28 protein-coding genes and 4 tRNA genes are annotated in these 24,734 nt (G+C 72.8%); 6 read left to right on the top strand and 26 right to left on the bottom strand.

Features of this window, described 5'->3' with window-relative positions:
• Window positions 1-12: 12 nt before the first annotated feature.
• The 17 genes from yajC to ACFT5B_RS15340 form a co-directional block, all read right to left on the bottom strand.
• Window positions 13-477, bottom strand: a complete 465-nt coding sequence (yajC, locus tag ACFT5B_RS15420) for a preprotein translocase subunit YajC (RefSeq protein ID WP_386799773.1) — start codon at window positions 475-477, stop codon at window positions 13-15.
• Between the two features lie 157 nt (window positions 478-634).
• Window positions 635-1,693 carry a Holliday junction branch migration DNA helicase RuvB gene (gene ruvB / locus ACFT5B_RS15415; protein WP_386799771.1) on the bottom strand — a complete coding sequence of 353 codons (1,059 nt, stop codon included), beginning with the start codon at window positions 1,691-1,693 and terminating at the stop codon, window positions 635-637.
• Window positions 1,686-2,333 carry a Holliday junction branch migration protein RuvA gene (gene ruvA / locus ACFT5B_RS15410; RefSeq protein ID WP_386799769.1) on the bottom strand — a complete coding sequence of 216 codons (648 nt, stop codon included), beginning with the start codon at window positions 2,331-2,333 and terminating at the stop codon, window positions 1,686-1,688. The genes ruvB and ruvA overlap by 8 nt, the downstream gene beginning before the upstream one ends.
• A 45-nt stretch (window positions 2,334-2,378) precedes the next feature.
• Window positions 2,379-2,957, bottom strand: coding sequence for a crossover junction endodeoxyribonuclease RuvC (gene ruvC / locus ACFT5B_RS15405; RefSeq protein WP_386799767.1), 579 nt, complete (start codon window positions 2,955-2,957; stop codon window positions 2,379-2,381).
• 327 nt (window positions 2,958-3,284) lie between these two features.
• Entirely contained in the window at window positions 3,285-4,043 is a 759-nt protein-coding gene (locus ACFT5B_RS15400; protein ID WP_386799765.1) for a YebC/PmpR family DNA-binding transcriptional regulator, read from the bottom strand.
• A gap of 3 nt (window positions 4,044-4,046) precedes the next feature.
• Window positions 4,047-4,661, bottom strand: coding sequence for a pyridoxal 5'-phosphate synthase glutaminase subunit PdxT (gene pdxT, locus ACFT5B_RS15395; protein WP_386799763.1), 615 nt, complete (start codon window positions 4,659-4,661; stop codon window positions 4,047-4,049).
• A gap of 35 nt (window positions 4,662-4,696) precedes the next feature.
• Complete coding sequence (locus tag ACFT5B_RS15390) at window positions 4,697-5,263, bottom strand: NUDIX hydrolase (RefSeq protein ID WP_386799761.1); 567 nt, start codon at window positions 5,261-5,263, stop codon at window positions 4,697-4,699.
• Window positions 5,260-6,201 carry a pyridoxal 5'-phosphate synthase lyase subunit PdxS gene (pdxS, locus tag ACFT5B_RS15385; protein ID WP_386799804.1) on the bottom strand — a complete coding sequence of 314 codons (942 nt, stop codon included), beginning with the start codon at window positions 6,199-6,201 and terminating at the stop codon, window positions 5,260-5,262. Before pdxS ends, ACFT5B_RS15390 begins: the two co-directional genes overlap by 4 nt.
• Before the next feature lie 56 nt (window positions 6,202-6,257).
• Window positions 6,258-6,839 (bottom strand): hypothetical protein, encoded by a 582-nt coding sequence (locus ACFT5B_RS15380; RefSeq protein WP_386799759.1) that lies wholly within the window; start codon window positions 6,837-6,839, stop codon window positions 6,258-6,260.
• 11 nt (window positions 6,840-6,850) lie between these two features.
• Complete coding sequence (locus ACFT5B_RS15375; RefSeq protein WP_386799757.1) at window positions 6,851-8,071, bottom strand: glycosyltransferase family 4 protein; 1,221 nt, start codon at window positions 8,069-8,071, stop codon at window positions 6,851-6,853.
• Window positions 8,068-9,057 (bottom strand): phosphatidylinositol mannoside acyltransferase, encoded by a 990-nt coding sequence (locus tag ACFT5B_RS15370; RefSeq protein WP_386799755.1) that lies wholly within the window; start codon window positions 9,055-9,057, stop codon window positions 8,068-8,070. The genes ACFT5B_RS15375 and ACFT5B_RS15370 overlap by 4 nt, the downstream gene beginning before the upstream one ends.
• Window positions 9,054-9,713, bottom strand: a complete 660-nt coding sequence (pgsA, locus tag ACFT5B_RS15365; RefSeq protein ID WP_386799753.1) for a phosphatidylinositol phosphate synthase — start codon at window positions 9,711-9,713, stop codon at window positions 9,054-9,056. The genes ACFT5B_RS15370 and pgsA overlap by 4 nt, the downstream gene beginning before the upstream one ends.
• Window positions 9,710-10,294 (bottom strand): HIT family protein, encoded by a 585-nt coding sequence (locus ACFT5B_RS15360; protein WP_386799751.1) that lies wholly within the window; start codon window positions 10,292-10,294, stop codon window positions 9,710-9,712. Before ACFT5B_RS15360 ends, pgsA begins: the two co-directional genes overlap by 4 nt.
• Before the next feature lie 3 nt (window positions 10,295-10,297).
• Window positions 10,298-12,310: a threonine--tRNA ligase gene (thrS, locus tag ACFT5B_RS15355; RefSeq protein WP_386799802.1), complete on the bottom strand. Its 2,013-nt coding sequence runs from the start codon at window positions 12,308-12,310 to the stop codon at window positions 10,298-10,300.
• Window positions 12,311-12,468: 158 nt separating this feature from the next.
• The gene (locus ACFT5B_RS15350; RefSeq protein ID WP_386799749.1) at window positions 12,469-12,678 is read right to left on the bottom strand and encodes a hypothetical protein; all 210 of its coding nucleotides are present in this window, start codon (window positions 12,676-12,678) and stop codon (window positions 12,469-12,471) included.
• Window positions 12,679-12,786: 108 nt separating this feature from the next.
• Window positions 12,787-13,878 (bottom strand): aromatic acid exporter family protein, encoded by a 1,092-nt coding sequence (locus ACFT5B_RS15345; RefSeq protein WP_386799747.1) that lies wholly within the window; start codon window positions 13,876-13,878, stop codon window positions 12,787-12,789.
• 229 nt (window positions 13,879-14,107) lie between these two features.
• Entirely contained in the window at window positions 14,108-14,887 is a 780-nt protein-coding gene (locus tag ACFT5B_RS15340) for an SDR family NAD(P)-dependent oxidoreductase (RefSeq protein ID WP_386799745.1), read from the bottom strand.
• Between the two features lie 165 nt (window positions 14,888-15,052).
• Here ACFT5B_RS15340 and ACFT5B_RS15335 point away from each other — a divergent pair, with 165 nt between their 5' ends.
• Complete coding sequence (locus tag ACFT5B_RS15335; RefSeq protein ID WP_386799743.1) at window positions 15,053-15,637, top strand: TetR/AcrR family transcriptional regulator; 585 nt, start codon at window positions 15,053-15,055, stop codon at window positions 15,635-15,637.
• A gap of 36 nt (window positions 15,638-15,673) precedes the next feature.
• On the opposite strand, the gene ACFT5B_RS15330 is transcribed toward ACFT5B_RS15335, so the two are convergent.
• From ACFT5B_RS15330 to ACFT5B_RS15315, 4 genes are all read right to left on the bottom strand, one after another.
• Complete coding sequence (locus tag ACFT5B_RS15330) at window positions 15,674-16,396, bottom strand: hemerythrin domain-containing protein (RefSeq protein ID WP_386799741.1); 723 nt, start codon at window positions 16,394-16,396, stop codon at window positions 15,674-15,676.
• A 142-nt stretch (window positions 16,397-16,538) separates the two neighbouring features.
• Window positions 16,539-16,610, bottom strand: a tRNA-Val gene (locus ACFT5B_RS15325).
• A gap of 92 nt (window positions 16,611-16,702) precedes the next feature.
• Window positions 16,703-17,557 carry an aminotransferase class IV gene (locus tag ACFT5B_RS15320; RefSeq protein WP_386799739.1) on the bottom strand — a complete coding sequence of 285 codons (855 nt, stop codon included), beginning with the start codon at window positions 17,555-17,557 and terminating at the stop codon, window positions 16,703-16,705.
• Window positions 17,554-18,639 carry a chorismate-binding protein gene (locus tag ACFT5B_RS15315; protein ID WP_386799737.1) on the bottom strand — a complete coding sequence of 362 codons (1,086 nt, stop codon included), beginning with the start codon at window positions 18,637-18,639 and terminating at the stop codon, window positions 17,554-17,556. Before ACFT5B_RS15315 ends, ACFT5B_RS15320 begins: the two co-directional genes overlap by 4 nt.
• 193 nt (window positions 18,640-18,832) lie before the next feature.
• On the opposite strand from ACFT5B_RS15315, the gene ACFT5B_RS15310 reads away from it, so the two are divergent.
• The 3 genes from ACFT5B_RS15310 (at window position 18,833) to ACFT5B_RS15300 (ending at window position 19,127) form a co-directional block, all read left to right on the top strand.
• Window positions 18,833-18,905, top strand: a tRNA-Gly gene (locus tag ACFT5B_RS15310).
• A gap of 49 nt (window positions 18,906-18,954) precedes the next feature.
• Window positions 18,955-19,025 (top strand) — tRNA-Cys (locus tag ACFT5B_RS15305).
• Between the two features lie 27 nt (window positions 19,026-19,052).
• Window positions 19,053-19,127: transfer RNA gene (locus ACFT5B_RS15300), tRNA-Val, on the top strand.
• 56 nt (window positions 19,128-19,183) lie between these two features.
• On the opposite strand, the gene ACFT5B_RS15295 is transcribed toward ACFT5B_RS15300, so the two are convergent.
• The gene (locus ACFT5B_RS15295; RefSeq protein WP_386799735.1) at window positions 19,184-20,395 is read right to left on the bottom strand and encodes a glycoside hydrolase family 76 protein; all 1,212 of its coding nucleotides are present in this window, start codon (window positions 20,393-20,395) and stop codon (window positions 19,184-19,186) included.
• A 135-nt stretch (window positions 20,396-20,530) separates the two neighbouring features.
• Between ACFT5B_RS15295 and ACFT5B_RS15290 the strand changes: the two genes are divergently transcribed.
• Window positions 20,531-21,628: a substrate-binding domain-containing protein gene (locus tag ACFT5B_RS15290; protein WP_386799733.1), complete on the top strand. Its 1,098-nt coding sequence runs from the start codon at window positions 20,531-20,533 to the stop codon at window positions 21,626-21,628.
• A 111-nt stretch (window positions 21,629-21,739) separates the two neighbouring features.
• On the opposite strand, the gene ACFT5B_RS15285 is transcribed toward ACFT5B_RS15290, so the two are convergent.
• The gene (locus ACFT5B_RS15285) at window positions 21,740-22,588 is read right to left on the bottom strand and encodes a sigma-70 family RNA polymerase sigma factor (RefSeq protein ID WP_386799731.1); all 849 of its coding nucleotides are present in this window, start codon (window positions 22,586-22,588) and stop codon (window positions 21,740-21,742) included.
• A gap of 86 nt (window positions 22,589-22,674) precedes the next feature.
• Here ACFT5B_RS15285 and ACFT5B_RS15280 point away from each other — a divergent pair, with 86 nt between their 5' ends.
• Window positions 22,675-23,013, top strand: coding sequence for a hypothetical protein (locus ACFT5B_RS15280; protein ID WP_386799729.1), 339 nt, complete (start codon window positions 22,675-22,677; stop codon window positions 23,011-23,013).
• A 28-nt stretch (window positions 23,014-23,041) separates the two neighbouring features.
• On the opposite strand, the gene ACFT5B_RS15275 is transcribed toward ACFT5B_RS15280, so the two are convergent.
• The 3 genes from ACFT5B_RS15275 to ACFT5B_RS15265 all read right to left on the bottom strand — a co-directional run bounded on the left by ACFT5B_RS15275 (window position 23,042) and on the right by ACFT5B_RS15265 (window position 24,660).
• On the bottom strand, window positions 23,042-23,284 hold the full coding sequence (locus ACFT5B_RS15275) for a hypothetical protein (RefSeq protein WP_386799727.1): 243 nt from the start codon (window positions 23,282-23,284) through the stop codon (window positions 23,042-23,044).
• A gap of 47 nt (window positions 23,285-23,331) precedes the next feature.
• Window positions 23,332-24,300 (bottom strand): sensor domain-containing protein, encoded by a 969-nt coding sequence (locus tag ACFT5B_RS15270; RefSeq protein WP_386799725.1) that lies wholly within the window; start codon window positions 24,298-24,300, stop codon window positions 23,332-23,334.
• A gap of 132 nt (window positions 24,301-24,432) precedes the next feature.
• A complete protein-coding gene (locus tag ACFT5B_RS15265; RefSeq protein ID WP_386799723.1) occupies window positions 24,433-24,660 on the bottom strand; it encodes a hypothetical protein in 228 nt (75 codons plus the stop codon).
• Between the last annotated feature and the right edge of the window lie 74 nt (window positions 24,661-24,734).

Here is a 24,734-nt window from a genome sequence, read left to right as displayed (position 1 = left end):
CTCCGGGGCGGGCTACTTGGCCCCGTCGCCCTTGCCGGAGTCGTCCGGGCGGGTGTCGTCCTTGAGCTTGCCGTCGTCGGTGAGGCCCGACAGGTCGTCCGGGACCTCGAGGACGTCGTCGCCCTGCGTGTCCGACGCGGCGGTCACCGCAGGCGCCTCGGTCGTGGCGGTCGGCTCGACGACCTTGGCGATCGCGGCGCGCACCCAGCGCGACCGGACGCCGGGGGTCGACTCGATGGTGATCTCGTCGCCGTCGACCTCGACGATCGTGCCGAGCATGCCCGACGCGGTCATGACGTCCTGGCCCGGGGTGAGGTTCGAGCGGAACGACTGGGCGTCCTTCTGGCGCTTCTGCGTGCGGCGCGAGAGGAAGAACAGGCCGACGAGCAGCACCAGGAGGATGATCAGGAACGTGTAGTTGCTGCCGCCGGACTTGGCGGGCTCAGCGGCGCTGACCGCTGCCTGGATGTGCTGCATGTGTCGCTGCTCCTCGCGGGCGTGCGGCTCTCACCGCACCAGGGTTTGGCCCGGCACCCCCGCGCGCTCACGCCGTCCGGCGCGGTCGTCGCCTCGAGGGGCGTACCGCAGCACGGTCGGCGCCGGCACGCGTCTGCGCCGACAGGTCCGGATCAGTCTAGGCCCTGAAAAGGGCAGGCTGGTCCGCCGGTGGCTCGAGGCCCAGATGACGCCAGGCCGCCGGGGTCGCGACCCGCCCGCGCGGCGTGCGCGCCACGTAGCCCTCGCGCACGAGGTACGGCTCCGCGACGGTCTCGACGGTCTCCGCCTCCTCGCCCACGGTCATGGCGAGCGTGCCGAGCCCCACCGGACCTCCCCCGAACCGGCGGCACAGGGCGTCGAGGACAGCCCGGTCGAGGCGGTCGAGGCCGACAGGATCGACCTCGTAGACCTCGAGCGCAGCACGCGCCGCGGGCAGGTCGAGCTGGCCGTCCCCGCGCACCTGCGCCCAGTCGCGCACGCGCCTGAGCAGCCGGTTCGCGATGCGGGGCGTGCCACGGGAGCGGCGGGCGATCTCCGCCGCCGCGTCGGCGGTGAGGGGGACGTCGAGCAGACGGGCCGAGCGGTGCAGCACCTTCTCGAGCTCGGTCGCGTCGTAGTAGTCGAGGTGCCCGGTGAAGCCGAAGCGGTCGCGCAGCGGCGCCGGCAGGAGCCCGGCGCGCGTCGTCGCACCGACGACCGTGAACGGCGGCAGCGCGAGCGGGATCGCGCTCGCGCCGGCGCCCTTGCCGACGACGACGTCGACCCGGAAGTCCTCCATCGCGACGTACAGGAGCTCCTCGGCGGGCCGTGCGAGCCGGTGGATCTCGTCGAGGAAGAGCACCTCCCCCTCCTCGAGGGAGCTGAGGACCGCGGCGAGGTCGCCGGCATGCTGGATCGCGGGGCCGCTCGTGACACGCAGCGACGAGCCGAGCTCCGCGGCCACGATCATCGCGAGGGTCGTCTTGCCGAGCCCGGGGGGTCCCGACAGGAGTACGTGGTCGGGTGGTGCCCCGCGCGAGGTCGCGGCCTCGAGCACGAGCGAGAGCTGCTCGCGCACGACGTGCTGCCCGACGAACTCGTCGAGCCGCCGTGGGCGGAGGGCGGCCTCCGCGGCGCGCTCGACGTCGTCGGCCGAGGCGGTGACGAGGCGCTCGGTGCCGAGGTCGCGCTCGTCGTCGCGAGCGAGCTCAGCCACGCCTGCCCCCGAGGAGCCTCAGCGCGGCACGGAGCGTCGACGCGACCTGCTCGGACGGGGTGCCGGCGGCCCCGGCGTCGGGGTCGGAGGTGGCTCCGCCCTCGCTGACCGTGTCGACTGCGTCTTCGGCGACCTTCTGGGTCCAGCCGAGGCCGACGAGCGCGGCGACGACCTCGTCGCGCCGCGCGTCCGCGCTGCCTGCCGTGGCTCCTGCCGCCGCCGCGGCGCCGGTCCCGACGGGGGCGCCGAGCTTGCCGCTGAGCTCGAGGACGATGCGCTGCGCGGACTTGCGGCCGATGCCGGGGACGCGCTCGAGGGCCTTGAGGTCCTCCCCCGCGACGGCGGCCCGCAGCGCCTCCGGGCTGTGCACGGCGAGCATCGCGAGGGCGAGCCGCGGGCCCACGCCGGAGACCGACTGCACGGTCTCGAAGACGGCGCGCTCGTCGTCGTCGGCGAACCCGAAGACGGTCATGGCGTCCTCACGGACGACGAGCGAGGTGAAGAGCGTGACGGTGGCGCCGTGGCGCAGCGTGCCGAGGGTCCCGGGGGTCGCGTGCACGAGGTAGCCGACGCCGTTCACGTCGAGGACGGCGGAGTCGAGGCGGATCCCTGCGACGGTCCCGGTCAGGTGTGCGATCACCGCTGGCTGGCCCCTCTACGAACAGGTGTACGAACGGCCACCACCCTAGCGTCCCTGCACCCCCGACGGTGCCCGACGCGCCGCCTGCTCGGCGGCGGCCCAGGCGCGCTGGGCGGGGGTGAGCTCGTGCCGGTCGCCGCCCTGCAGCGCGCCCGCGGGCCGCCACAGGTGGCAGATGGCGAGAGCGAGCGCGTCGGCGGCGTCGGCGGGCTTCGGCAGGTCCGCCAGCCCGAGCAGCCGCGCCACCATGCGCTGGACCTGCTCCTTGCCGGCCCGGCCGTTCCCGGTGACGGCGGCCTTCACCTCGCTGGGGGTGTGCAGGGCGACGGGGACCTTCCGCCGGGCGGCGGCCACCATGGCCAGACCGGCGACCTGCGCGGTCCCCATCACGGTCCCGACGTTGTGCTGCGCGAACACGCGCTCGATGGCGACCACGTCCGGTACGTGTGCGTCCATCCACCGGTCGAGCGAGTCGGCGACCTCGGCGAGCCTCAGGTCAACCGTCACTGTCGGCGCGGTCGTGATGACCCCGACGTCGACCAGCACGGCCTTCCGGCTGCCGGCGGAGTCGACCACGCCGATCCCGCACCGGGTCAGTCCAGGGTCCACTCCGAGTACGCGCACGCGCCCACCCTCTCACCGCCCACCGACGAACGGAGGGACCCACACCGCCGCGCACCGCAGGACTGGCCGCGCAGGCGAAGGGCCGCGCACCCCGGGGACTCGCCACGCTGGCGAAGGCCGGCACTGGACGTGACGCGGTGCAGCAGGGCGCGAGGGGACGCCCACGTCACGAAGGCAACGGCGACACGGTGCACTGAGGTGGCGCGGGCGGACGGACCCGACGTGTGCGAAGGTCGTGGCGGGCCTGGCGGGAGCGGCGCGAGGAACGAGCGACGCGGATGGTAGACCGAGCACACGTCGGGTCTGTCCGCCCGCGCCGCCGGACGACTACTCCTCGTCGAGCTCCGCCATGACCTCGTCGCTCGCGTCGAAGTTCGCGTAGACGTTCTGCACGTCGTCGCTGTCCTCGAGTGCGTCGATGAGCCGCATGATCTTCCGCGCACCTTCGACGTCGACCTCCACCTCCATGGAGGGGTGCCAGATCGAGTCGGCGGAGTCGTACTCGATGCCGGCCTCCTGGATGGCGGTGCGCACGGCGACGAGGTCAGTGGCCTCGCAGAGGACCTCGATGACCTCGCCGGCGTCGGTGACGTCCTCGGCGCCGGCGTCGAGCGCGGCGAGCATGACGTCGTCCTCGGTGACGCCGCCGGCCTTCGGCACGACGACGAGGCCCTTGCGGGAGAACAGGTACGACACCGAGCCCGGGTCGGCGAGGTTGCCGCCGTTGCGGGAGAACGCGAGGCGCACCTCGGAGGCGGCGCGGTTCTTGTTGTCGGTGAGGCACTCGACGAGGACGGCGATGCCGCCGACGCCGTAGCCCTCGTACATGATGGTCTGGTAGTCGACGGCGTCGGCGCCCTCACCGGAGCCGCGCTTGACGGCGCGGTCGATGTTGTCGTTGGGGACCGAGGTCTTCTTGGCCTTCTGGATGGCGTCGAAGAGCGTCGGGTTGCCTGCGGGGTCACCGCCGCCGGTGCGCGCGGCGACCTCGATGTTCTTGATGAGCTTGGCGAAGAGCTTGCCGCGCTTCGCGTCGATCACGGCCTTCTTGTGCTTGGTCGTGGCCCACTTGGAGTGACCTGACATCGACTACGACTCCTTGACGATCTGGACGAAGTGCTCGTGCACGCGCCGGTCCCCCGAGATCTCGGGATGGAACGAGGTCGCGAGCAGCGAACCTTGGCGAACTGCGACGATCTTACCGGCGACGGGTTCCGGGTAGTCGTCGGGGATGCGGGCGAGGACGTCGACGTCGTCGCCGACGTCCTCGATCCAGGGCGCCCGGATGAAGACGGCGTGCACGGGGGCACCGTCGAGGTGCGCGAACGGGAGGTCGGCCTCGAACGAGTCGACCTGCCGCCCGAAGGCGTTACGGCGGACGGTGGCGTGGAGCCCGCCGAGGGTCTGCTGGTCGCTGGTCCCCCCGAGCACGCGGTCGGCGAGGAGGATCATCCCGGCGCACGAGCCGTAGACGGGCAGCCCGTCGGCGATGCGCGCCTGCAACGGCTCGTACAGCTCGAAGATGCGCAGGAGCTTGTCGATGGTCGTCGACTCGCCACCGGGCAGGACGAGCCCGTCGACGGCCGCGAGCTCCGCGGCCCGGCGCACGGCGACGGTGCGCGCGCCCGACGCCTCGAGGGCTGCGCGGTGCTCGCGGACGTCGCCCTGGAGGGCGAGGACGCCGATGGTGGGGGTGCTGCTCACTGCGGGTGGTGCTCCTTCTGCTCGCGACGCCGAGCTCAGTCGTCGTGCTCGGTGCCGAGGTGGCGGACGGTCCCGTCCCAGCCGGTCGCGAGCTGCTCGACGACGTCGGGCAGGGCGGTCGGGAAGTACTCGAGGGGTTGGGCCCGGAGCTCGTCGGGGGTGAGCCAGGCGAGCTCGTCGAGGAGCTCGCGCTCGACGTCCGTCCAGCCGGCGGTGTCGGGCCCGACGTGCGGGACGACGGCCGCGTAGAACACCTCGTCCTGCCGGCAGGTCTCCTTGAAGAAGTCGAAGATCCCGACGCGGGTGAGCACGGGGCCCACGAGCTGGGCGGGCTCGAGCACGATGCCGGTCTCCTCGCGGACCTCGCGCAGCGCGGCCTCGGCGGGCGTCTCGTCACCGTCGATCCCGCCGCCCACGGTGAACCACCACGAGCGTTCGGGCTGGTCGGCGTCGTGCCCGCGGACGAGGAGGGCCCGCCCGGCGTCGTCGAGCAGGATGACCCGCGCGGCGCGACGGGAGCGGACGCCGTCGGGTCCGACGGTCCAGTCCGCACCCAGCGAGGACGCGCGCGGCGCGCCGGCCTCCTCGGCCCCGGAGATCACCAGCCGCGCTCGGCGAGGCGGTGCGGGACGGGGATGTCGTCGACGTTGATGCCGACCATGGCCTCGCCGAGGCCGCGGGACACGTTCGCGATGACGTCGGGGTCGTCGTAGAACGTGGTGGCCTTGACGATCGCGGCCGCCCGCTGGGCGGGGTTGCCGGACTTGAAGATGCCGGAGCCCACGAACACGCCCTCGGCGCCGAGCTGCATCATCATGGCGGCGTCCGCGGGCGTGGCGATGCCCCCCGCGGTGAACATGACGACGGGGAGCTTGCCGGTCGCGGCGATCTCCTTGACGAGCTCGTACGGCGCCTGCAGCTCCTTCGCGGCGACGAACAGCTCGTCCTCCGGGAGCGACGTGAGGCGCTTGATCTCCGCGCGGATGGTGCGCATGTGGGTCGTGGCGTTCGAGACGTCGCCGGTGCCGGCCTCGCCCTTGGAACGGATCATGGCAGCGCCCTCGGTGATGCGACGCAGGGCCTCGCCGAGGTTGGTCGCGCCGCACACGAAGGGCACGGTGAACTGCCACTTGTCGATGTGGTTCGCGTAGTCCGCAGGGGTGAGCACCTCGGACTCGTCGACGTAGTCGACGCCCAGGCTCTGGAGGACCTGCGCCTCGACGAAGTGGCCGATGCGAGCCTTCGCCATGACGGGGATGGAGACGGCCGCGATGATGCCGTCGATCATGTCGGGGTCGCTCATGCGGGACACGCCGCCCTGCGCGCGGATGTCCGCGGGGACGCGCTCGAGCGCCATGACGGCGACGGCGCCGGCGTCCTCGGCGATCTTGGCCTGCTCGGGGGTGACGACGTCCATGATGACGCCGCCCTTGAGCATCTCCGCCATGCCGCGCTTGACGCGGGCCGTCCCGACGGCGGCCGCGGGCGTGCCCTGCTGGTCGGTCTGCGGGGCGGAGGACGGGGAAGAAGAGGACGGCACAGACGACACGGTGGAACCTCGCGGTGTGGGGCGGGATGCGGCTGGACTGCCAGGGCTCACTCTACGCCGGGGACGCCCTCGGCCGACGCGGGCGTCTGCGTCTCGAGCGGACGCAACGTCGCAGGTGAGGCGTCGTCGAGCTCGGCCGTCTGCGGCATCGCCGCGTGCCCGGCGAGCCGCAGCAGGCGGACGTACCAGCGGCGCCGGCGACGTTGCGTCTGGTCGACGGCCTCGTTGTGGAACCGTCGCGCGAGCTGGGCCCGGTACCAGGCGCCCGCGAGCTCCCCGAGGACGACGTCGCCGTCGGGCTCCTGGCGCCACCGACGCACGTCGTCGGGGTCGTCGAGGACGGCGCGCAGCGTCGCGGACAGGTCGCTCTCGGCGCGCTCGCGGTCGAGGCCGGGCAGCTCCCCCGCCCCGAGCACCCGGTAGGCGGCGGTCGCGACGAGCACCGAGCTCGCGGGGTCGAGCAGCCCCGACGACGCGAGGTCCCGCGCGGCGGCGGCCCGGCGGACGAGCTGGGCGTCGAGCGCGAGACGCGACGAGTAGACCTTGCGGTGCAGCCGGTCGATGTGCGAGGCGCCGGCCCACGCGAGCCAGAGCACGAGGAACAGGACCAGCACGCCGATGATCAGCATGTCGCTCCACCTCATCGGGCACCTCCCTCACGCCGGGAGTCGCCGACGAGCCGGGGCCACAGCCCGGGTCGTCCGTCGTGCAGCGCCCCGGGGTCCTCGTGCACCCGGCCCGCGGCCGCCTCGGCGGCGAGGACCATGTCGTAGACGGCGAGCACCTGGCCGGTGACGGTCGCCCAGTCGTACTGGCGCACCCACTCGTGGGCGTGCGCGACGAGGCCCGACCGGCGCTCGGTGTCCTCGAGGACGCGGACCACCGCCCGCCCGAGGGCCTCCGGGTCGCCGACGGGGAAGAGCACGCCCGCGCGGCCGTCGTCGAGCACGCGACGGAACGCGCCCAGGTCGCTCGCGACCACGCACGAGCCTGCGCTCATGGCCTCGACGAGGACGATCCCGAAGCTCTCACCGCCGGTCTGGGGCGCGACGTACACGTCGGCGGAAGACAGCAGCGCGGCCTTCTCGTCGTCGGACACGCCCCCGAGGAACTCGAGCGCGGACGCCTGCGGGCCGAGCGTCTCGATCGCGTCCGCCCTGCCCTGGTCGCCGCGGCCGGCGACGAGGATCCGGGCGCCGGGGAAGCGCTCGAGGATCGTGGGTACCGCGCGCGCGAGGATCTGCAGGCCCTTGCGAGGCTCGTCGAGCCGGCCCAGGAACGCGACCGTCGGCGCCTCGGGCGTCCCCGTCCAGCGCGGGTCGGTCGGTGCCGACTCGAACGCGTCCACGTACACGCCGTTCGGGATCACGACGGCGTCCCCGCCGAGGTGCTCGGTGAGCGTCCGGCGGGCGTCCTCGGAGACCGCGATGCGTGCGGACACCTTCTCGAGGCTCTGCCGCACGAGCGGGTACGCGGCCTGGAGCGCGCGGGACCGGACGAGCGACGAGTGGAACGTCGCGACGATCGGGCCCTGCGCGAGCCACAGCGCCAGCATGCCGAGCGACGGCGTGACCGGCTCGTGCAGGTGCAGGACGTCGAAGTCCCCGCTCACGAGCCACCGCCGCGTCCGGGCAGCCGTCCGGGGGCCGAAGGTCATGCGGGCAACCGCGCCGTTGTACGGGACCGGGACGGCCTTGCCCGCCGGGGTGACGTACTCCGGGACGGGGGTGTCGTCGTCGGCGGGCGCGAGGACGGAGACCTCGTGACCCCGCGCCATGAGCGCCTCGGCGAGGTCGCGCACGTGGAACTGCACGCCGCCCGGCGCGTCGAACGAGTACGGACAGACGATCCCGACCCTCACCTGGTTCCCCCCTCGGCCGCCGTCGCCTTCTCCTTCGCGACCGTCCGCGCGTAGCGGTCGGCGTCGAGGTCGGCGACGAACAGCTTCTGCAGCATGTGCCAGTCCTCCGGCTTGCGCCGGATCTCCGACGCGACGAAGTCGACCCACTGCTGGGTGCCTTGGGCGATGCGCTCGCGCCGCGTCAGGGCCGGGTCCGTCTCGATCGGCGGCCCGAACGTGGCCACGATCCCCCACGGCGTCCCCGCGGCGCGACGCCGTTCCCCCTCCAGCCGCTCGTACGTGAGCGACGTCCCGAGCAGCGGAGCGCCCGTCATGACCGACAGCGCGGCCGGACCTGCGGCGACGCGCACCCGCTCCCCGAACATGTCGACCTCCACGCCCTGCGAGCTGAGGTCGCGGTCGGCGAGGAGCGGCACGAGCCTGCCGCCCTCCTGCGTGCCGCGGACCAGGGAGCGGAACACGCCGTCGTCCCCGAAGGCCAGGATCTTCATCCCCAACGACTCGCGGAACGAGACGAACTCCTCGAACAGGCTCGGTGGCTCGAGCCGCTCCGCGACGGTCAGGACGGGCGCGAGGTTCCGCGTGCCCCAGGCTCCGGCGAGGTCCCAGTTGCCGAGGTGCCCGAGCGCGAGCAGGACGGACCGTCCCTCGTCGAAGTACGGCTGGACGGCCTCACGGTTCGCCACCCGCATGCGCGCCTGGATCTGCTCCGGCGTCGCACCGCTGAGCGTGAACGCCTCCCGGAAATAGCGCATGTACGACCGCATCCCGGCGCGCGAGAGCCGCCGCAGGTCGCGTCGGTCGAGCCCCGGTGCGACGCGCTCGAGGTTCCGCTCGAGCTGGTCCACGCCGCCCTTGCGCAGCGCCCACGACGTGTCCGCGATCGCAGTGAACGCGCCGCGCAGCACGGGCTCGGGCACCTTCGGCGCGAGGCGCCACGCGGTGGCGTACAGCTTCCCGACGTCGATCCCCATGCGGCGCGTCACGCTCCTTCGTCTGGTCCGTCGGCCGGGGTTCCGGCGGTCGCCGCCTCGGCGCGCGTCTGGCGACGCACGGCGGCCATGCGCTGCACGACCGTCACCGCGCTGGCCGCGGCCAGCAGGTAGAGGACGACGACGAGCACGACCTGCGGCAGCCCGAGGCCGACGAGGCCGGCGGCCGTGAGCGAGACCACCAGCCGCTCGCCGCGCTCTGCGATCCCGACGTTGGCGTCGTAGCCGAGGGACTCGGCCTTGGCGCGCGCGTAGGGCACGACACCCCCGATGGCGAGGCAGGCCAGCGCCGCGACCACGCCCCACATCGACAGAGACGCGTCGGCGTGCCGGACGAACCAGATCGTCATGCCCGCGAAGATCGCACCGTCGACGACGCGGTCGAGCGTCGAGTCGAGGAACGCCCCCCAGGGCCCGACCCGGTTCGCGAGGCGCGCCATCGTGCCGTCGAGCGCGTCGGAGAGCGTGAGGATCCCGATGACGATGCCCGCGGCCACGAGGTGCCCGGTCGGGTAGAGCCAGAGGGCCGCGACGACGGCACCGAACGCACCCACGAACGTCACCGTGTCCGGGCTGACGCCGTGGTCCAGGAGGAACTGGGCGACGGGCCGGAACAGTCGTCCGAACCCGGCGCGAAGCTTGCTGATCACAGGGTGTCCCTCTCCTGGGGCTCGGCGGGCCACGCGGCCGCGAGCCGGGCACGGGTGTCGGCGAGCAGCTCGGGCACGGCCTTGGTCTGCGCGACGATCGGCAGGAAGTTGGCGTCGCCGACCCACCGCGGCACGACGTGCTGGTGCAGGTGCGCGGCGATCCCCGCACCCGCGGCGACGCCGAGGTTCGTCCCGAGGTTGAAGCCGCCCGGCCGGTAGACGGTGCGCAGCGTCTCGATCGCGGTCCGCGTCCACGCGCTCAGCTCGTCCTGCTCGTCGGCCGTGAGCTCCGTGTAGTCGGAGACGTGCCGGTACGGCAGCAGCATGAGGTGCCCCGCGTTGTACGGGTACAGGTTGAGGATCGCGAAGACCGTCCGGCCGCGCGCGACGATCAGGCCGTCCTCGTCGCTGCCCTGCTGGGCGCGGCAGAACGGGCACTCCTCGCTCGTGCCGTCGGCGGGCTTGTCCTGGCCGCCGATGTACACCATGCGGTGCGGCGTCCACAGGCGCTGGAAGCCGTCGGGGTCGCCCGGGTGCTCGGCGACGTCGTCGACGCGCGGGGCGTCGTCGGGGGTGCCCACGCCTCAGACCTGCGCGTGGTCGCGGACGGCCGCCACGATCCGTTCGACGGCTTCCGAGACGGGGATGCCGTTCTCCTGGTGACCGTCCCGGTACCGGAACGACACCGCGCCGGCCTCCGCGTCCTCGCCGCCGGCGATCAGCACGAACGGCACCTTCTGGGTGCTCGCGGTGCGGATCTTCTTGGCGAAGCGGTCCGAGGAGTCGTCGAGCTCGGCCCGGATTCCCTGCGCCTTCAGCTGCTCGACGACGCCCGCGAGGTAGTCGTTGAACGGCTCGGCGACGGGCACGGCCACGACCTGCACCGGGGCCAGCCACGCGGGGAACGCGCCCGCGTAGTGCTCGACGAGGATCCCGAAGAACCGCTCGATCGAGCCGAACAGCGCGCGGTGGATCATGACGGGGCGCTTGCGGGTGCCGTCGGAGGCCGTGTACTCGAGCTCGAACAGCTCGGGCTCGAAGAAGTCGAGCTGGATCGTCGACAGCTGCCAGGTGCGCCCGATCGCGTCCTTCACCTGGACGGAGATCTTCGGCCCGTAGAACGCCGCGCCGCCCGGGTCGGCCACGAGGTCGAGGCCCGACGCCGTCGCGACCTCGCGCAGGGTCTCGGTGGCGATCTCCCAGGTCGCGTCGTCGCCGACGGACTTCTCGGGGTCGCGCGTCGACAGCTCGAGGTAGAAGTCGTCGAGCCCGTAGTCGCGCAGCAGGTCGAGCACGAACGTCAGCAAGGACGCGAGCTCGTCGCGCATCTGCTCCTGGGTCGTGTAGATGTGCGCGTCGTCCTGGGTGAAGCCCCGGGCGCGGGTCAGGCCGTGCACCACACCGGACTTCTCGTACCGGTAGACGGTCCCGAACTCGAACAGCCGCAGCGGGAGCTCCCGGTAGGAGCGGCCGCGCGACCGGAAGATCAGGTTGTGCATCGGGCAGTTCATGGGCTTGAGGTAGTAGTCCTGCCCGGCCCGCTTGACGTTGCCCTCGTCGTCGAGCTCCTCGTCGAGGTGCATCGGCGGGTACATGCCGTCCTTGTACCACTCGAGGTGCTTGGAGGTCTCGAACAGGTTGGCCTTGGTGATGTGGGGGGTGCTCACGAACGAGTAGCCCGCCTCCACGTGCCGCTTGCGGGAGTAGTCCTCCATCTGCATGCGGATCATGGCGCCCTTGGGGTGGAACACCGGCAGGCCGGAGCCGATCTCGTCCGGGAACGAGAACAGGTCCAGCTCGTTGCCGAGGCGGCGGTGGTCGCGGCGCTCGGCCTCGGCCAGGCGCTCGGTGTAGGCGACGAGCTCGTCCTTGCTCGGCCACGCCGTGCCGTACACGCGCTGCAGCTGCGGGTTCTTCTCACTCCCCCGCCAGTACGCCGCGGCGGACCGCATGAGCTTGAACGCGTTCGGGACGATGTACCGGGTGCTCGGCACGTGCGGGCCGCGGCACAGGTCCTTCCAGGCGACGGTCCCGTCGCGCCGGACGTTGTCGTAGATCGTGAGCTCGCCCTCGCCGACCTCGACGGCCGCGCCCTCGGCCGCAGCAGCGGTCGCCTCGCCCTTGCCCTTGAGGCCGATCAGCTCGAGCTTGAACGGCTCGGTCGCGAGCTCGTCGCGGGCCTCGTCGTCGGTCACCACCCGGCGGCGGAAGGTCTGGCCCTCCTTGATGATCCGCTGCATCCCCTTCTCGAGGGCCTTGAGGTCCTCGGGGGTGAACGGGGTGTCGACGTCGAAGTCGTAGTAGAAGCCGTCGGTGATCGGCGGGCCGATGCCGAGCTTCGCGTCGGGGTTGACCTGCTGGACGGCCTGCGCGAGCACGTGCGCCGCCGAGTGCCGCAGCACCGACAGCCCGTCGGGCTCGGACACGGTCACGCCTTCGACGACGTCGCCCTCGACGACCTGTGCGGACAGGTCCTTGAGCGCGCCGTTGACGCGCTGCACGACGACGTCCCGGCGGTCCCCGAACAGGTCGAGGCCCGTCGTGCCCGTCGTGACCTCGCGCTGCTCCCCGTCGACGGTGATGGTCAGCTGCGACACGGGCACGGAGGTCACGTCAGGTCTCCTCTAAGGATCGGGGGGCCGCCGCCTGCTGGCAGCGACCCCCCGATGGTACCGACTGACCGCCGCACGTGACCGCCGCATTCTCGCGGGTCCTTCGTGTCGGCCGAGGTCCCGCACCCTCCAGGGCGGCGAGGTCAGCCGTTGAGCTTCTTGGCCTGCTCCGCGGCCTTGTCGACGAACGAGTCGACGGAGTCCGGCGTGAGGCCCTTGATCTTCTCCGCGGCGCTCTCGACGTTCTCGTCCGTCATGAACTCCTTGGCCTTGTCGAGCAGCCCCTCGATCCCGTCCTTGGCCTTCTCGGCGGCACCCTCGAGCCCGTCCTTGGCCTGGTCCTCGGTCCCCATGACTCACCCTCCTGCGTGGACGCGGTCGGCGCGGCTGCGCCCCTTCTCGACGCTACCGACCGAGGGGGGACCTGCAACCTCGGCCGGTCAGCGGTCCGCGGTCCGTGGTCAGCCGTCGCGAAGGAGCGCCAGCGAACCGCGCCGGAGGACCACGAGGATGGCGCTCGCGACGAGGTGGTCGTCCCCGGACGTGGTGCGCGCGTGCCGCACCTCGTCCCGCAGCCCGTCGACAGCGTCGCCGAACTGTTCCTCGGGGCTCGGGTCCGGGCCTTGGGCCGCGGCCCGCAGGTCGTCGTAGCCGGGGGCGCGCAGCGCGGCGACGAACGCGCGCAGCGCCGTGGCGAGCTCGGGACGGAGATCCGGACCCAGGGCGACGCGCTCACGGCCCTCCGACTCCCAGCCGACCAGCAGCCTCACAAGCTCGTCCACGACCTCCGCCGAGGTCACGACCACGTCGGCGCGGCGAGCCAAGGTGGTGACGCGCTGACCATGGTGCCGCGCCCGGAGGTTCCCGCGTCGGGCCTCATGGGTGCGCGCGACGGCCCGCCGCGCGCCCTCGACCGTCGGCCAGAGTGCCCGCCGTCGTCGCTCCCACTCGCCCGGATCGAGCGGCCCGCGGTGCTCGAGCCAGTCGGCGAGGTCGTCCACCTGTTCGACGAGCGCGTCGCGCAGGTCGTCGAGGGCCGCGTCCGAAGGTGTGAGCGGCAGCGGCGGCAGGAGGAAGTTGACCGCGATGCCGATCAGGGCCCCCACGAGCACCAGCCCGGCGTACGCCCCGATGTATTGCGTGCTGTCTCCCTGACCGAGGACGAGCACGAAGATGGCCGAGTTGGCCACCCACGCGCCCTTGTCGCCCAGCACGCGCCACCCCCCGCACAGCAGCGCCAGGCCGACGACGACGGCGACCGAGAGGGCGTCCGGCGCCAGCACGGCATCGGTCCCGACGGCGACGGCCGCGCCGAGCAGGAGGGCGCCGACCGTCTGCAGCGACTCGCGTACCGACCGGACGAGGGTGCTCGTCGTCGCGACCACCGCACCGAGCGGCGCGTAGTAGGGGAACTCGGACAACGGAGCAGGGGCCAGCATGCCCACCGCCCAGGCCAGGGCGGCGGCGATCGCACCCCGGAGCGCCAGGGACCAGCGGGGGTGAAGCAGCCACGCGCGCCGGAGCCGGTCGCGGACGTCCCGAGCCGCCGTCATGCGCGCACCCCGTGAACCGGTGGACGTGCCCGGCTCTGTCTCGTCCGCCGCGTGGGCGTGGTCCGTGTGCTGCTCTGGTCCATGGGCCTCCTCTCGCGGTCACTCGTCGCGCGTGCGCGAAGGGCGCCCCCCGGTCGGCCCGGAGAGCGCCCTGACGTGCGGTGACGCCGGTCGGCGCTACGCCGTCCTCGACGCTACCGACCCGGGATCCGCTCGCAACCGCGGCGGCTCAGCGGCTCGTGTAACCGGCGTCGACGTGCAGCGTCGTGCCGGTGACGTACGACGAGAGGTCGGACACGAGCCACAGGCTGGCCTGAGCGATCTCGCGCGGCTGACCGAACCGGTTGAGGAGGCTGAGCTGGGGTGCGTACTCGGCCGGGTCGAAGCCGAACTGCTCGAGCGCGCCCCGCAGCATCGGGGTGTCGATGGCTCCGGGCGCCACCGAGTTCACGCGGATGCCGTGCGGGCCGTTCTCCATCGCCGCGACCTTCGTCATGCCGACGACGCCGTGCTTCGCCGCGACGTACGCGATGTTCTCGGGCTGGGGTCGGAACCCGGACACCGACGAGATGTTGACGATCGAGCCGCCGTCGCCCTGCGCGAGGAGCTGGCGCAGCTCGTACTTCATGCTCAGGGCGGTGCCCTTGAGGTCGACGGCCATGAGCCGGTCCCAGTAGTCCTCGTCGAACTCGCTGGCGAGCTTGTCGTCCGGGGTGAGTGCGGCATTGTTGACGGCGCCGTCGAGCCGGCCGAAAGCCTCGACCGTCTGCGCCACCATGGCCTCGACCTGGTCCGCCTTCGAGATGTCGACCTTCACGAAGCGCGCCGCCTCGCCGATCGACTCCGCGACCGCACGGCCCTTCTCCTCGTTGAAGTCCGCGACGACCACGCGGGCTCCGGCCTCCGCGAACAGGCGGGCGGTCGCCTCCCCCATGCCCATCGCCGCGCCGGTCACGATGACGACCTTTTCGTCGAGCACGGGGAAGGTCGTGGGGTCTGTCGTCGTCATGGTGTGTCTCCGCTCTGCTGATGCGGTCCGGTGGGCCCGGACCGGGCTCCGGGCGTCGCTGCCGGCGCGAGAAGCACCTTCGAGGCTACACCTGTAGCGGCTACAGGTGTAGCAGAGCGCGCCCAGCCGCGAGACACTGAACCCTCACCACACCAGGGAGACGACATGGCGGACACCACCGACGACCCCGGCCCCACCCGGGACCGACTCCTCGCCGCCGTCCGGGCAGCCGTCCTCGAACGACCGCTCGCCGAGCTCACGCCCAGCGAGGTCGCACGGCGCGCCGGTGTCCACCGCGTCACCTTCTACCGCCACTGGCCCGACCTCGACGCCGCCACCCTCGACGCGTTCGCCGAAGAGCTCGACCGCCTCTCCGCCGTCGACGACGACGCCGTCGCCGGACGCACCGACCCCGCCGGGCTCGCCCAGGTCTACGACGGCACCCTCGAAGGCGCCCTCACCACGATCCTGCGCGAGCGCGCCGCCTACCGGCGCCTCTTCGCCTGGCCCGCCTTCGCCGAACGCGCCCGCACCACCCTGCGCGCCCGCGCCCAACGCATGGTCGACACCCTCACGGCCGCCGGGCACGACGTCCCCGGCGCCGACGGCGTCGCCGCCGACGTCCTCGCCGGCGCGTCCACCGCGGCGCTCGCGGGCTGGGCGGCGAGCGACGACGACGACGTGGCCCGGCGCCGGGACGAGATCGTCGCCCAGCTGCCGTCGTGGTGGCCGCGAGCGGGAACGCTCTGACGGCCCGCCGCGCGCCGAGCGTCGGGTGCGCCGTCGTCAGGGGGTCCGCGGCACCGGCTGTCCCGGGAACAGGAGCCGGTACTGCTTCTCGAACTGCCGCCGCCCGAACAGCCGGTACATCACCCGCACCGGCCTGGGCATCCCCTCGACGAACCCCGGGCGCTCCTGCGCCGGCGTGCTCGCGAGCAGCATCCCGAGCTGCGGCATGAGGCGGGAGCGCGGGATCGCGCCCAGCCCGTGCTCGGCGAGCTGCTCCCACTCCTGCTGCGACACGACCTTCTCGGCCACCGGGACCACCTCGACGACCTCGCGGCGCAGGTGCGTCGAGAGCACGCCGAGCAGCTCTTCGTACGCGGTCGCGAGGGCCTCGCCGATGTCGGGGTCGGCCGTCCGTGTCCAGGCGACGAGCATCGGAGCAGCCTGGCGAAGGAACTCCTGGACCTGGGCGTGCTGCGCGCGCATCTGCCCGACGTGCAGGGCGCACGCCGGCGCCCTCTGCTCGAGCTTGTCCCAGAGAAGCTGGTCCTCGCCCTCGTGGTGGACGTGCAGCGTCGCGTCGAGGTCGCCGAGCCAGCGCCCGACGAACGCGCTCCGAGCGGTGTCGCCCGGCGCGACGTCGCGGACGAGAACCGGAGCCTGCTGGTACCCCCACAGGAACGCGTTGTGCACGATGCGCATGTCACGCCCGTCGCACAGCATCGGGCCCCGGGGCACCGGCGGCGCGACCTCCCCGGGCGCCGTCACGTAGAAGTCGTTCATACCGTCCTCCGCTGGTCACGGCGACGGAACTGGCTCCCTCGCCCCTCCACGGAGAGCCCGAAGACGGGCGACGTGATACCCCGGCCGGGGAACAGAAAAGCCCCTGCCCAACATCTCCGCTGGTCAGGGGCATTTCTCGGGGTGGGCGATACTGGGTTCGAACCAGTGACCTCTTCGGTGTGAACGAAGCGCGCTACCACTGCGCCAATCGCCCAGGTCACACGCTGGACCTCACCGGCAAGGCCGGTGCACCAGGTGCGCGCTCAAGAATAGCGGCTCGCGCGCGTGGTGCGAAACCGACACCCCTCACGGATCGACGTGCTGCCCCCGACGGCGCACGAACAGCTCCGCCGCGCGCTCGCTGAGCGGCCCTGCGGCGACCTCGACACCGTCGAGACGGACCACGGGCGTCACGTTGCGCACGCTGCCCGTGACGAGGAGGTGCGCCCGGCCGGCCGTGACGTCGTCGAGCACGGAGAAGCGGAGCTCGCCCGGGTCGGCCTCGCGCACGGGCAGCCCCTCGGCGGCACCCCACTCGAGCAGGAGCTCGCGGGTGATGCCCGCGAGGCAACCGCTGCTGAGCGGCGGAGTGACCAGCTCGCCGGCGCACTCGACGAACACGTTCGCGCCCGTCCCCTCGCACAGCTCCCCCACGGTGTTCGCGAGGAGCGCCTCGTCGGCGCCCCGCGCCGTCGCGTGGGCGAGGGCGACGACGTTCTCGGCGTACGACGTCGTCTTGAGGCCGGCGACCGCCGAACGTTCGTTGCGCACCCAGGGCGACCGCACGACCGACGACGTCACGTGGTGCAGGCCCGGCGACGCGGCGACGATCACCGTCTGCGCCCCGGGCGTCCGGCCCGAGCCGAGCGGCCCGCGGCCCGCGGTGACCGTGATGCGCAGCCGGGCGGCCTCGGGCCCGGCGGCCTCCAGGACCTGCCCGACGGCGTCACGCACCAGAGCCTCGTCGGGCGCCTCCAGACCGAGTCCGGCCGCGGAGCGTGCGAGGCGGCGCAGGTGCCGGGTCAGCGCGAACGCCTGCCCGTCCTGCACGCCGCACGTCTCGAAGACCCCGTCACCGACCGTGAGCCCGTGGTCGAGCGCACCGATCGTCGCCTCGTCGGGGCCGACGAGCCTGCCGTCCACCCACACCGTCGTCGTCATCCGTCCTCCTTGCTCTGCCTCGTGCCCGACGACGCCAGCCCCACCAGGCGCCGCGCCTTCAGCTCCGTCTCGTCCCACTCGCGCGCGGGGTCGGAACCCCACGTGATCCCGGCCCCGGTCCCGAACCGCAGAACGCCGTCGGACCACCAGAACGTCCGGATCCCCACGGCGAGCTCCGCGCGACCTCGCGCCGGGTCGACCCAGCCGACCGCCCCGCAGTACGGACCACGCGGCGTGGGCTCGAGCCTACGGATCGCGCGGAGCGCGGACGACTTCGGCGCGCCCGACACCGAGGCCGGCGGGAACGTCGCCGCGAGCACGTCCGCCCAGCCCACGCCGGGCCGCACGCGCCCGGCCACGCGCGAGACGAGGTGCACGAGCCCCGGGTGCGCCTCCTCGGCGAGAAGGTCGACCACCTCGACCGTGCCCGGCTCGCACACGCGCTGCAGGTCGTTGCGGACAAGGTCGGTGATCATGACGTTCTCGGCCCGGTCCTTGGCCGTCAGACCGTCCGGCGTCGCGGCGGTCCCCTTGATCGGCCCGGACGTGAGCACGCCGTCGCGCAGCGACAGGAACAGCTCGGGCGACGCCGAGACCACCCACACCGGGTCGCACCCGCTGGTCGCCGGCACGTGCACGTAGCCCCCGTACGGCGCCGGGTTCCCCGCTGCGAGGACGCGCGCCAGTGCGCGGGCGTCGGGCTCGTGCGCACCGTCGGCTGGCAGCGGGGCCTCGAGGACCCGGCACACGTTCACCTGGTAGACCTCGCCCTCGCGGACCGACTGACGGACCTCTGCGACCGCGTCCTGGTAGGCGCGCTCGTCCAGGGACGTGCGCCAGGCACCCGGGAGCGGTCCCGCCCAGGACGCCGGGGCGTCGTCGGGCGCGGGCGACGGCGTGGTGCCGACGTCGCGGAAGCGCCACGCCCTCCCGCCGCCCTCGAAAGGCACGACGACGAACCAGGGGCCGCCCGTGTCGAGCGCGTCCGGGGCGGCCGCGAGGTCGACGGAGTCGACGACGTCGCGCCCCGCGAGGCCCGCGAAGGCGGCGGTCCCCCAGGTGTCGTGCTGGTCCTCGGTCACGGCGCCACCGTAGCCACGACGTCGCCGGAAGGGTGCACGAGGTCCAGGATCCGCAGGATTCCGGGCCGCAGAGGACTTCAGGCGTGTCACCTGCGGACACATCGGGGAGCCGGTTTGGCTCCGGGGCCCAAAGTCGTCTAAAGTTCTGAACGCGCCGAGAGGCCGGGGAAAACCCCCGGAGCTCAAGCAGCGTGCGGACGTGGCTCAGTTGGTAGAGCATCACCTTGCCAAGGTGAGGGTCGCGGGTTCGAGTCCCGTCGTCCGCTCGGAGGAACGAATCCTCGTGGCTCCAGGGCCTGTGGGTACGAGTCTCAAGGTGGAGTGGCCGAGAGGCGAGGCAGCGGCCTGCAAAGCCGTATACACGGGTTCGAATCCCGTCTCCACCTCGCAGCAATCGGATGCTCCGCATCCCTGGGCGATTGGCGCAGCGGTAGCGCGCTTCCCTGACACGGAAGAGGTCACTGGTTCGATCCCAGTATCGCCCACCAGCTTCACCACGAGAGGCGCTTCCCGGAAACGGGAAGCGCCTCTCGTGCTTATGAGCTCAGTAGAGGATCGTCGCCTTGCCCTTCGGCCAGGCGAGGGTCGCGTAGAGCTGCACGACCGCCGCCTGGTCGAGCAGCGTGGTGGCGGTCCCGCCGACGGGGAACAGGTCGGTCGCAGGGTCGCGCACGGCGGACCACAGGCCGTCCGCGTACGCCTGCTGGGCGTCGCGGTACACGTGCCCGCCGGTGACGGACTCGAGCAGCTGCAGGTTCTTGAAGTAGATCGAGTTGAAGTAGATGGGCTGGGCCTCGAGCCGCCCGTCCGCCTGGTAGTACGCGAGCGACGCAGCCGCGATCGCCTGCGCCTTCTTCAGGTACGAGCGGTCCCCGGTCGCCTCGTACAGCAGCGTGTACGTGCCGATCGGCGTGCCCTGGTTGTACGACCACTGGGTCTTGTCGATCGTGCCGTCGAGCTTGACGTTGTCCCAGTACAGGCCGTTGGGGGCCAGCAGGTTCGCATCGGTCCACGCGACGCTGCGCTTCGCCCACTCGAGGTACGACTGGTCCTTCGTGATGAGGTACAGCCGGACCGCGAGCTCGGCGCCCGGGATCGTCGAGACCGTGTTGCGGTCGGTGCTCCAGGGCGCCTGCGTCCAGAAGACCCCGCCAGGAGCGGCGTGCGTCGTGTCGGTGTCCCAGGCCGTCTCCACGAGCGAGAAGATCTGCTTCGCGCGCCCGAGCGCCGAGCGGTCACCGGTCTGCAGGTATTCCTGGACCTTGGCGAGAGCGACCCACTCGTTGTCGTCGTAGAACATGTCGCCCCCGTCGCCGTAGGGTGCGCGCGCGTAGGAGTCGTAGCCGGGCTTGCCCGTGGTCCCGCCCGCGGCGTTCCAGTACCGCTCCTGGCCGGCCTTCCGGTCGGCCAGGTCGTCCTCGAAGCTCCGCCCGACCCGACCCGGTATGCCCGTCAGGTCGAGCGTCGCGACGTGCGCCTGCGAGAACGGCCACTCGAACGAGTAGGTGCGGTCGTCCGCCGTGGGCACCGTCCGCTCGAGATAGAGCTGCGAGCCGTCGCCGGCGTACAGGTGCTCCTGCATCGCGCGGTAGGCGGCGACCGCGCGGTCGACGTCGCGCTGGCGAGTCTCGGCGTTGCGCGCGTCGGCGTGCCCCTCGCTGTGCTCGTGGGCGACCGCCGGGACTGCCCCGAGCGTCAGCGCGACTGCGGCGCTTGCGAGGACCGCGGTGGTCCGGGTGAGTCGTGTCAGCTTCATTGCTCCACTTCCGCTTGTGCTCCGATGGAGCTCTCAGCATATCGACCACGCTCAATATGCCAAGACCTCCGTCGCACGGATGTGCTAGGTATACCCAGGGAGGCGGCGCCGCCGCCGGGGCGAGGAGCCTGGATCGTGAATGCACCTTTGTACGCTCGGGTCTTCGACGGGCTCCGCGAACGGATCGAGCGCGGCGACCTCGGCGTCGGCACCCGGCTCCCCCGGCAGAACGACCTCGCCACGGAGTTCGGCGTCTCTGTGATCACCGTGAAGCACGCGCTCGGGATGCTTCAGGAGGCCGGCTACATCGAGCGGCGGCCGCGGATCGGCTCCGTGGTGACGAGCGCGACGGCCACGACGGGTCGCACCCGCGCCCTCCCGACGATCGGTTGCATCGTCACCAACTTCGACGACAGCTTCGGTACCCGGATGCTCCACGGGCTGCTCGACGCCGCCGTGGGCCGCGCCGACGTCGTCCTGTCGCGGAGCGAGGGACGGCACGACCGTGAGCAGCAGCTGCTCGACCAGTACCGCCAGCTGGGAGCCGACGGGCTCATCCTCCTGCCCGGCTCGTCGGGCTGGATCCCACCCGCCCTCTTCGACCTCGTCCACCGTCAGCACCCCCTCGTGGTGCTGGACCGGGACCTCGTCGGGCTGCCGATCTCGACCGTCAGCTCGGACAACGTCGAGGCCGGCGGGCTGGCAGCCGAGCACCTGTTCCAGCTGGGTCATCGCGCCATCGGGCTGGTCACCTCCGCCGGCGAGGTGACGTCCCTCGACGACCGGCACACCGGCTTCGTCTACGCCCACGCGGCCCACGGTCACCCGTACGACGCGCGTCACGAGTTCCGTGACGTCCGCTCGACCGTCCCGCACCCCGAGGTCTCCGTCGACGACGACGTCGCCGCGCTCACGGAGTACCTGCGAGCGAACCCCGAGCTCACGGGCTTCGTCGGAGGCGAGTACTCGGTGAGCCTCCTCCTGCGGCGCGCATGCCTGCGACTCGGCAGGCGCGTCCCGGAGGACGTCTCCATCGTCTCGCTCGACGCCCCCGACCACACCTACGACGACGCCGTCCAGTCGTTCACGCACGTCGCCCAGGACGAGCACGGGCTCGGTCGGGCCGCGCTCGACGCCGTCCTGGCACAGCTCGCGGCGCCGGGGTCCGTCGCGAAGACCGTCCTGCCGACCACGCTCGTGGTCGGCGAGACGACGGCGCCCGTCCGGCCGTGACGAGCTGAGCCCTCCCCGGCCCTCCAGCCCTGACGCCGAACGACGCGGCCCGCGACAGCCGGCCGGGGCCACGTCACGGGCTCCGAGGCGGTGCGCCGCAGCGACAGCCGCTCACGCCACGACGAGCGACATCGTCGCCAGGACCTCGGGGTCGGCGATGAGCTCGATCTCCCGCACCCGACCCTCGGAGACCTGGAACGCGAACGCGACCCGGACCTCGTCGCCGGCGACCCACGCGAGGCCCGGCTCGCCGTCGACCCACGTGAGCCTCGCTCCCCGCGCTCCCCCGCGGAAGCGTGCCGCGACGGCCCCCGCGCCGTCGTAGACGGGGCGCGCGCCCATCTGCTGGCCGACCTCGTCCGCCCGCATGACGACGTCGGGGGCGAGCAGGTCGAGCAGCTCCCCCAGCTCCCCGCCGTGCGCGGCCGCGAGGAACGCATCGACGACCTCGCGGCTCGCAGCACGCGCCTTCCGCTCGGCGACGGGCTCGGGTGCGCCGCGCAGCTTGCGGCGGGCACGGCTCGCGAGCTGACGGACCGCGGTCTGCGACCGCCCGAGGAAGCCGGTGATCTCGTCGAACGAGTAGCCGAACACGTCGTGGAGGACGAACGCCGCCCGCTCCGCGGGCGCCAGCGTGTCCAGCACGAGCTGCATCGCGTCGCCCACCTGGTCGGCGAGCAACGCGTCGGCCTCCGGGTCGACGTGTGCCGCCTCGTCGATCGACCTCCGTCCGGCCGCCCCCTCGGCCGCGCTGCGGGTCTGGCGACGGCGCAGCCTGTCCAGGCACAGCCGCGTCACGACGGTCGTCAGCCAGGCGGGCGGGTCCTCGACTCCCTCCGCCTGGTCGAGACGCAGCCACGCCTCCTGGACCACGTCGTCCGCCTCGGCGTTCGCTCCGAGGATCCTGGTCGCCACAGCTGTCAGGCGCGCCCGCTGGGCCTCGAACCCGGTCGTGTCCATCGTGTTCACAGTGCCCTGACGCGCGCCGGCGCCGCAACGTGACCGGGCCGCGCGGCCGCGCTCGCCGGGTCCCGTACGCTCGGCGTGTGACGACCTCCGCGACACCCGACCGCCCCGACGACCTCGTGCTCGGGGACGCGACCGACGGCGTCGCGGTCGCGGTCTCCCCCGCGATGCGTCAGGCCAAGCAGGAGGCGCAGGCGTCGCACGTCACCATCGGGACGGCGGTCGATCACGCGGACGGCCGGATCACCATCGGCTGCTCGTGCGGCATGACGCTCACGAACGGTCCCGGCTGGTCGCTCGACGAGCACATCCGCCTGCACCGGGCCGAGGCGCGGTACCTGGCCCTGAGCCACGCCGCCCCGGCCGGGATGCCCCGGCTCGTCCCGGTCGGTGCCGACCGGTTGCCGGTCTCCCGCTGACGCCGGCGCGTGAACCCTCGCCGGAGGGTCAGCCGCGGCGCGTGCCGTGGAGCAGGCGCGTCCGGACGAACGACACGACCACCCACAGCACGAGCGCGAGGGTGACCATGCCGATCGCAAACCCGGCCCAGGTCCAGTTGTCCTGGATCAGGAAGTCCAGTCCTCGCGCCAGCTGGAGCGCGACGTTGGCGAGTCCGAGCACGATGATCAGCGCCCAGAGCACCGGCGACGCGTAGGCGGGACGAGCGGAGCGGGTCTGCGGTGTGTTCATGACCGCGACCGTACGGACGGCGGCCCGCCGCCTCGACAGTGCTGGCGCTACCTCGGCCCCGGAGTAGCGCCAGCGCTACCGCTCCGTTCGGCGGTGAGGTAGTCGAGGACGGCGAGGACGCGCCGGTGCCCGCTCTCCCCGGGCGGCAGGTCGAGCTTTCCGAAGATCGAGCGGACGTGCTTGAGGACGGTGGCCTGGCTGACCACGAGCCGGTCCGCGATCGCCGTGTTGTCCATGCCGGACGCCATGAGGGCGAGCACCTCGGTCTCGCGCGGGGTGAGGCGCTCGACGCGGGCGGCACGCCCGGGGGCGACGCCGCCGGAGACGAGGTGGGGCTGGTCGGTGCCCGGGGCCGGTGCCGTCGCGACTCTCGTGGCGCGGGTCGGGGCCGTGCAACCGAGCACCGCGGCGCACAGCCTCGCCTGCCCGACGGCGACCTGGGGAAGCACCCACAGCGCGAGCGCGAGATAGATCGGCGCGGTGGCCGTGGTGGCGATCGCCTCGGACCAGGTGCCGATGGGCATCCCCAGCGCGGAGTTGGCGTGCCCCGGCGGCACGGCCCACCACCACAGGGGCACCGTGAGCTCGCGTGCGAACGCGAAGACGGTGAGCACCACGAGCGAGCCGACGACGACGCCCGTGACACCCATGACGACGGCCCACAGGAGCATCCGGTAGGTCGCGGGCGAGCAGACGGTGCGGGTGAACCGGTGCCAGACCGAGCCCGTCCCGGCGCCGCGGGCGGGGAGCTCCAGGCGGTGGCCGACAGCCGGCCCCGCGCGGTCCGCGAACACGCGGGCGACGCGGTCGAGCCAGCCCACGGCGAGCGGGAGCAGGAGCAGGCCGGCACCCACGACGACGATGCCGACGGCGAGGACGACGAGGTAGAGGAGCCCGAGGACCGCGGCGCCGAGGAAGCCGGCCCACAGCCCGTACGCCAGGCCGCGGCCCGATCGGTCGAGACTCGTCACGGCCGGAGGCCCGGGGACGCCGGCCGCCGCGGGGTTGTCGTACACGCCGACCCACGGTAGCGGCGTCCCGTGGGCGGCTCTCGGCGAGGCACGGACCGAGGGCTGCGAAGCTCCTCGGCGGACTTCGCGAACCTCTGTCAGGGGTGGGTAGCGGTCACGCGCACTCCTGAGAGAGCGTCACAGCTCGTCAGGGTCGTCCCAGGACGTGCCGGAGGAGTCCCCCTCGATCGGGTGGAGCTCGGTCTTGGACAGCGACTGCGGGGCGCGGGAGGCGTCGCCGCCCGCCAGGAGCTCGCGCCGTCGTTCGCTCGACAGCCGGCTGTCGTCGTCGGTGGCCAGGGTTCCGTGCGCCTTCTTCGCGCGCTCGGTGACGGCGGCGCGGTCGGCGGTCCGTTCGGTGCTCATACCTCGGGTCTACCAGGTCGGGCGGTGCCCCGCACGCATCCGGCGCGCGGGGCCGCGGACCGTCACGCAAGGTT

It is taken from the genome of Luteimicrobium sp. NPDC057192 (assembly GCF_042670205.1).
Classification (GTDB): domain Bacteria; phylum Actinomycetota; class Actinomycetes; order Actinomycetales; family Cellulomonadaceae; genus Luteimicrobium.
Note: the sequence above shows the minus strand (reverse complement) of the source record. Positions and strands in the feature narration are given on the sequence as shown.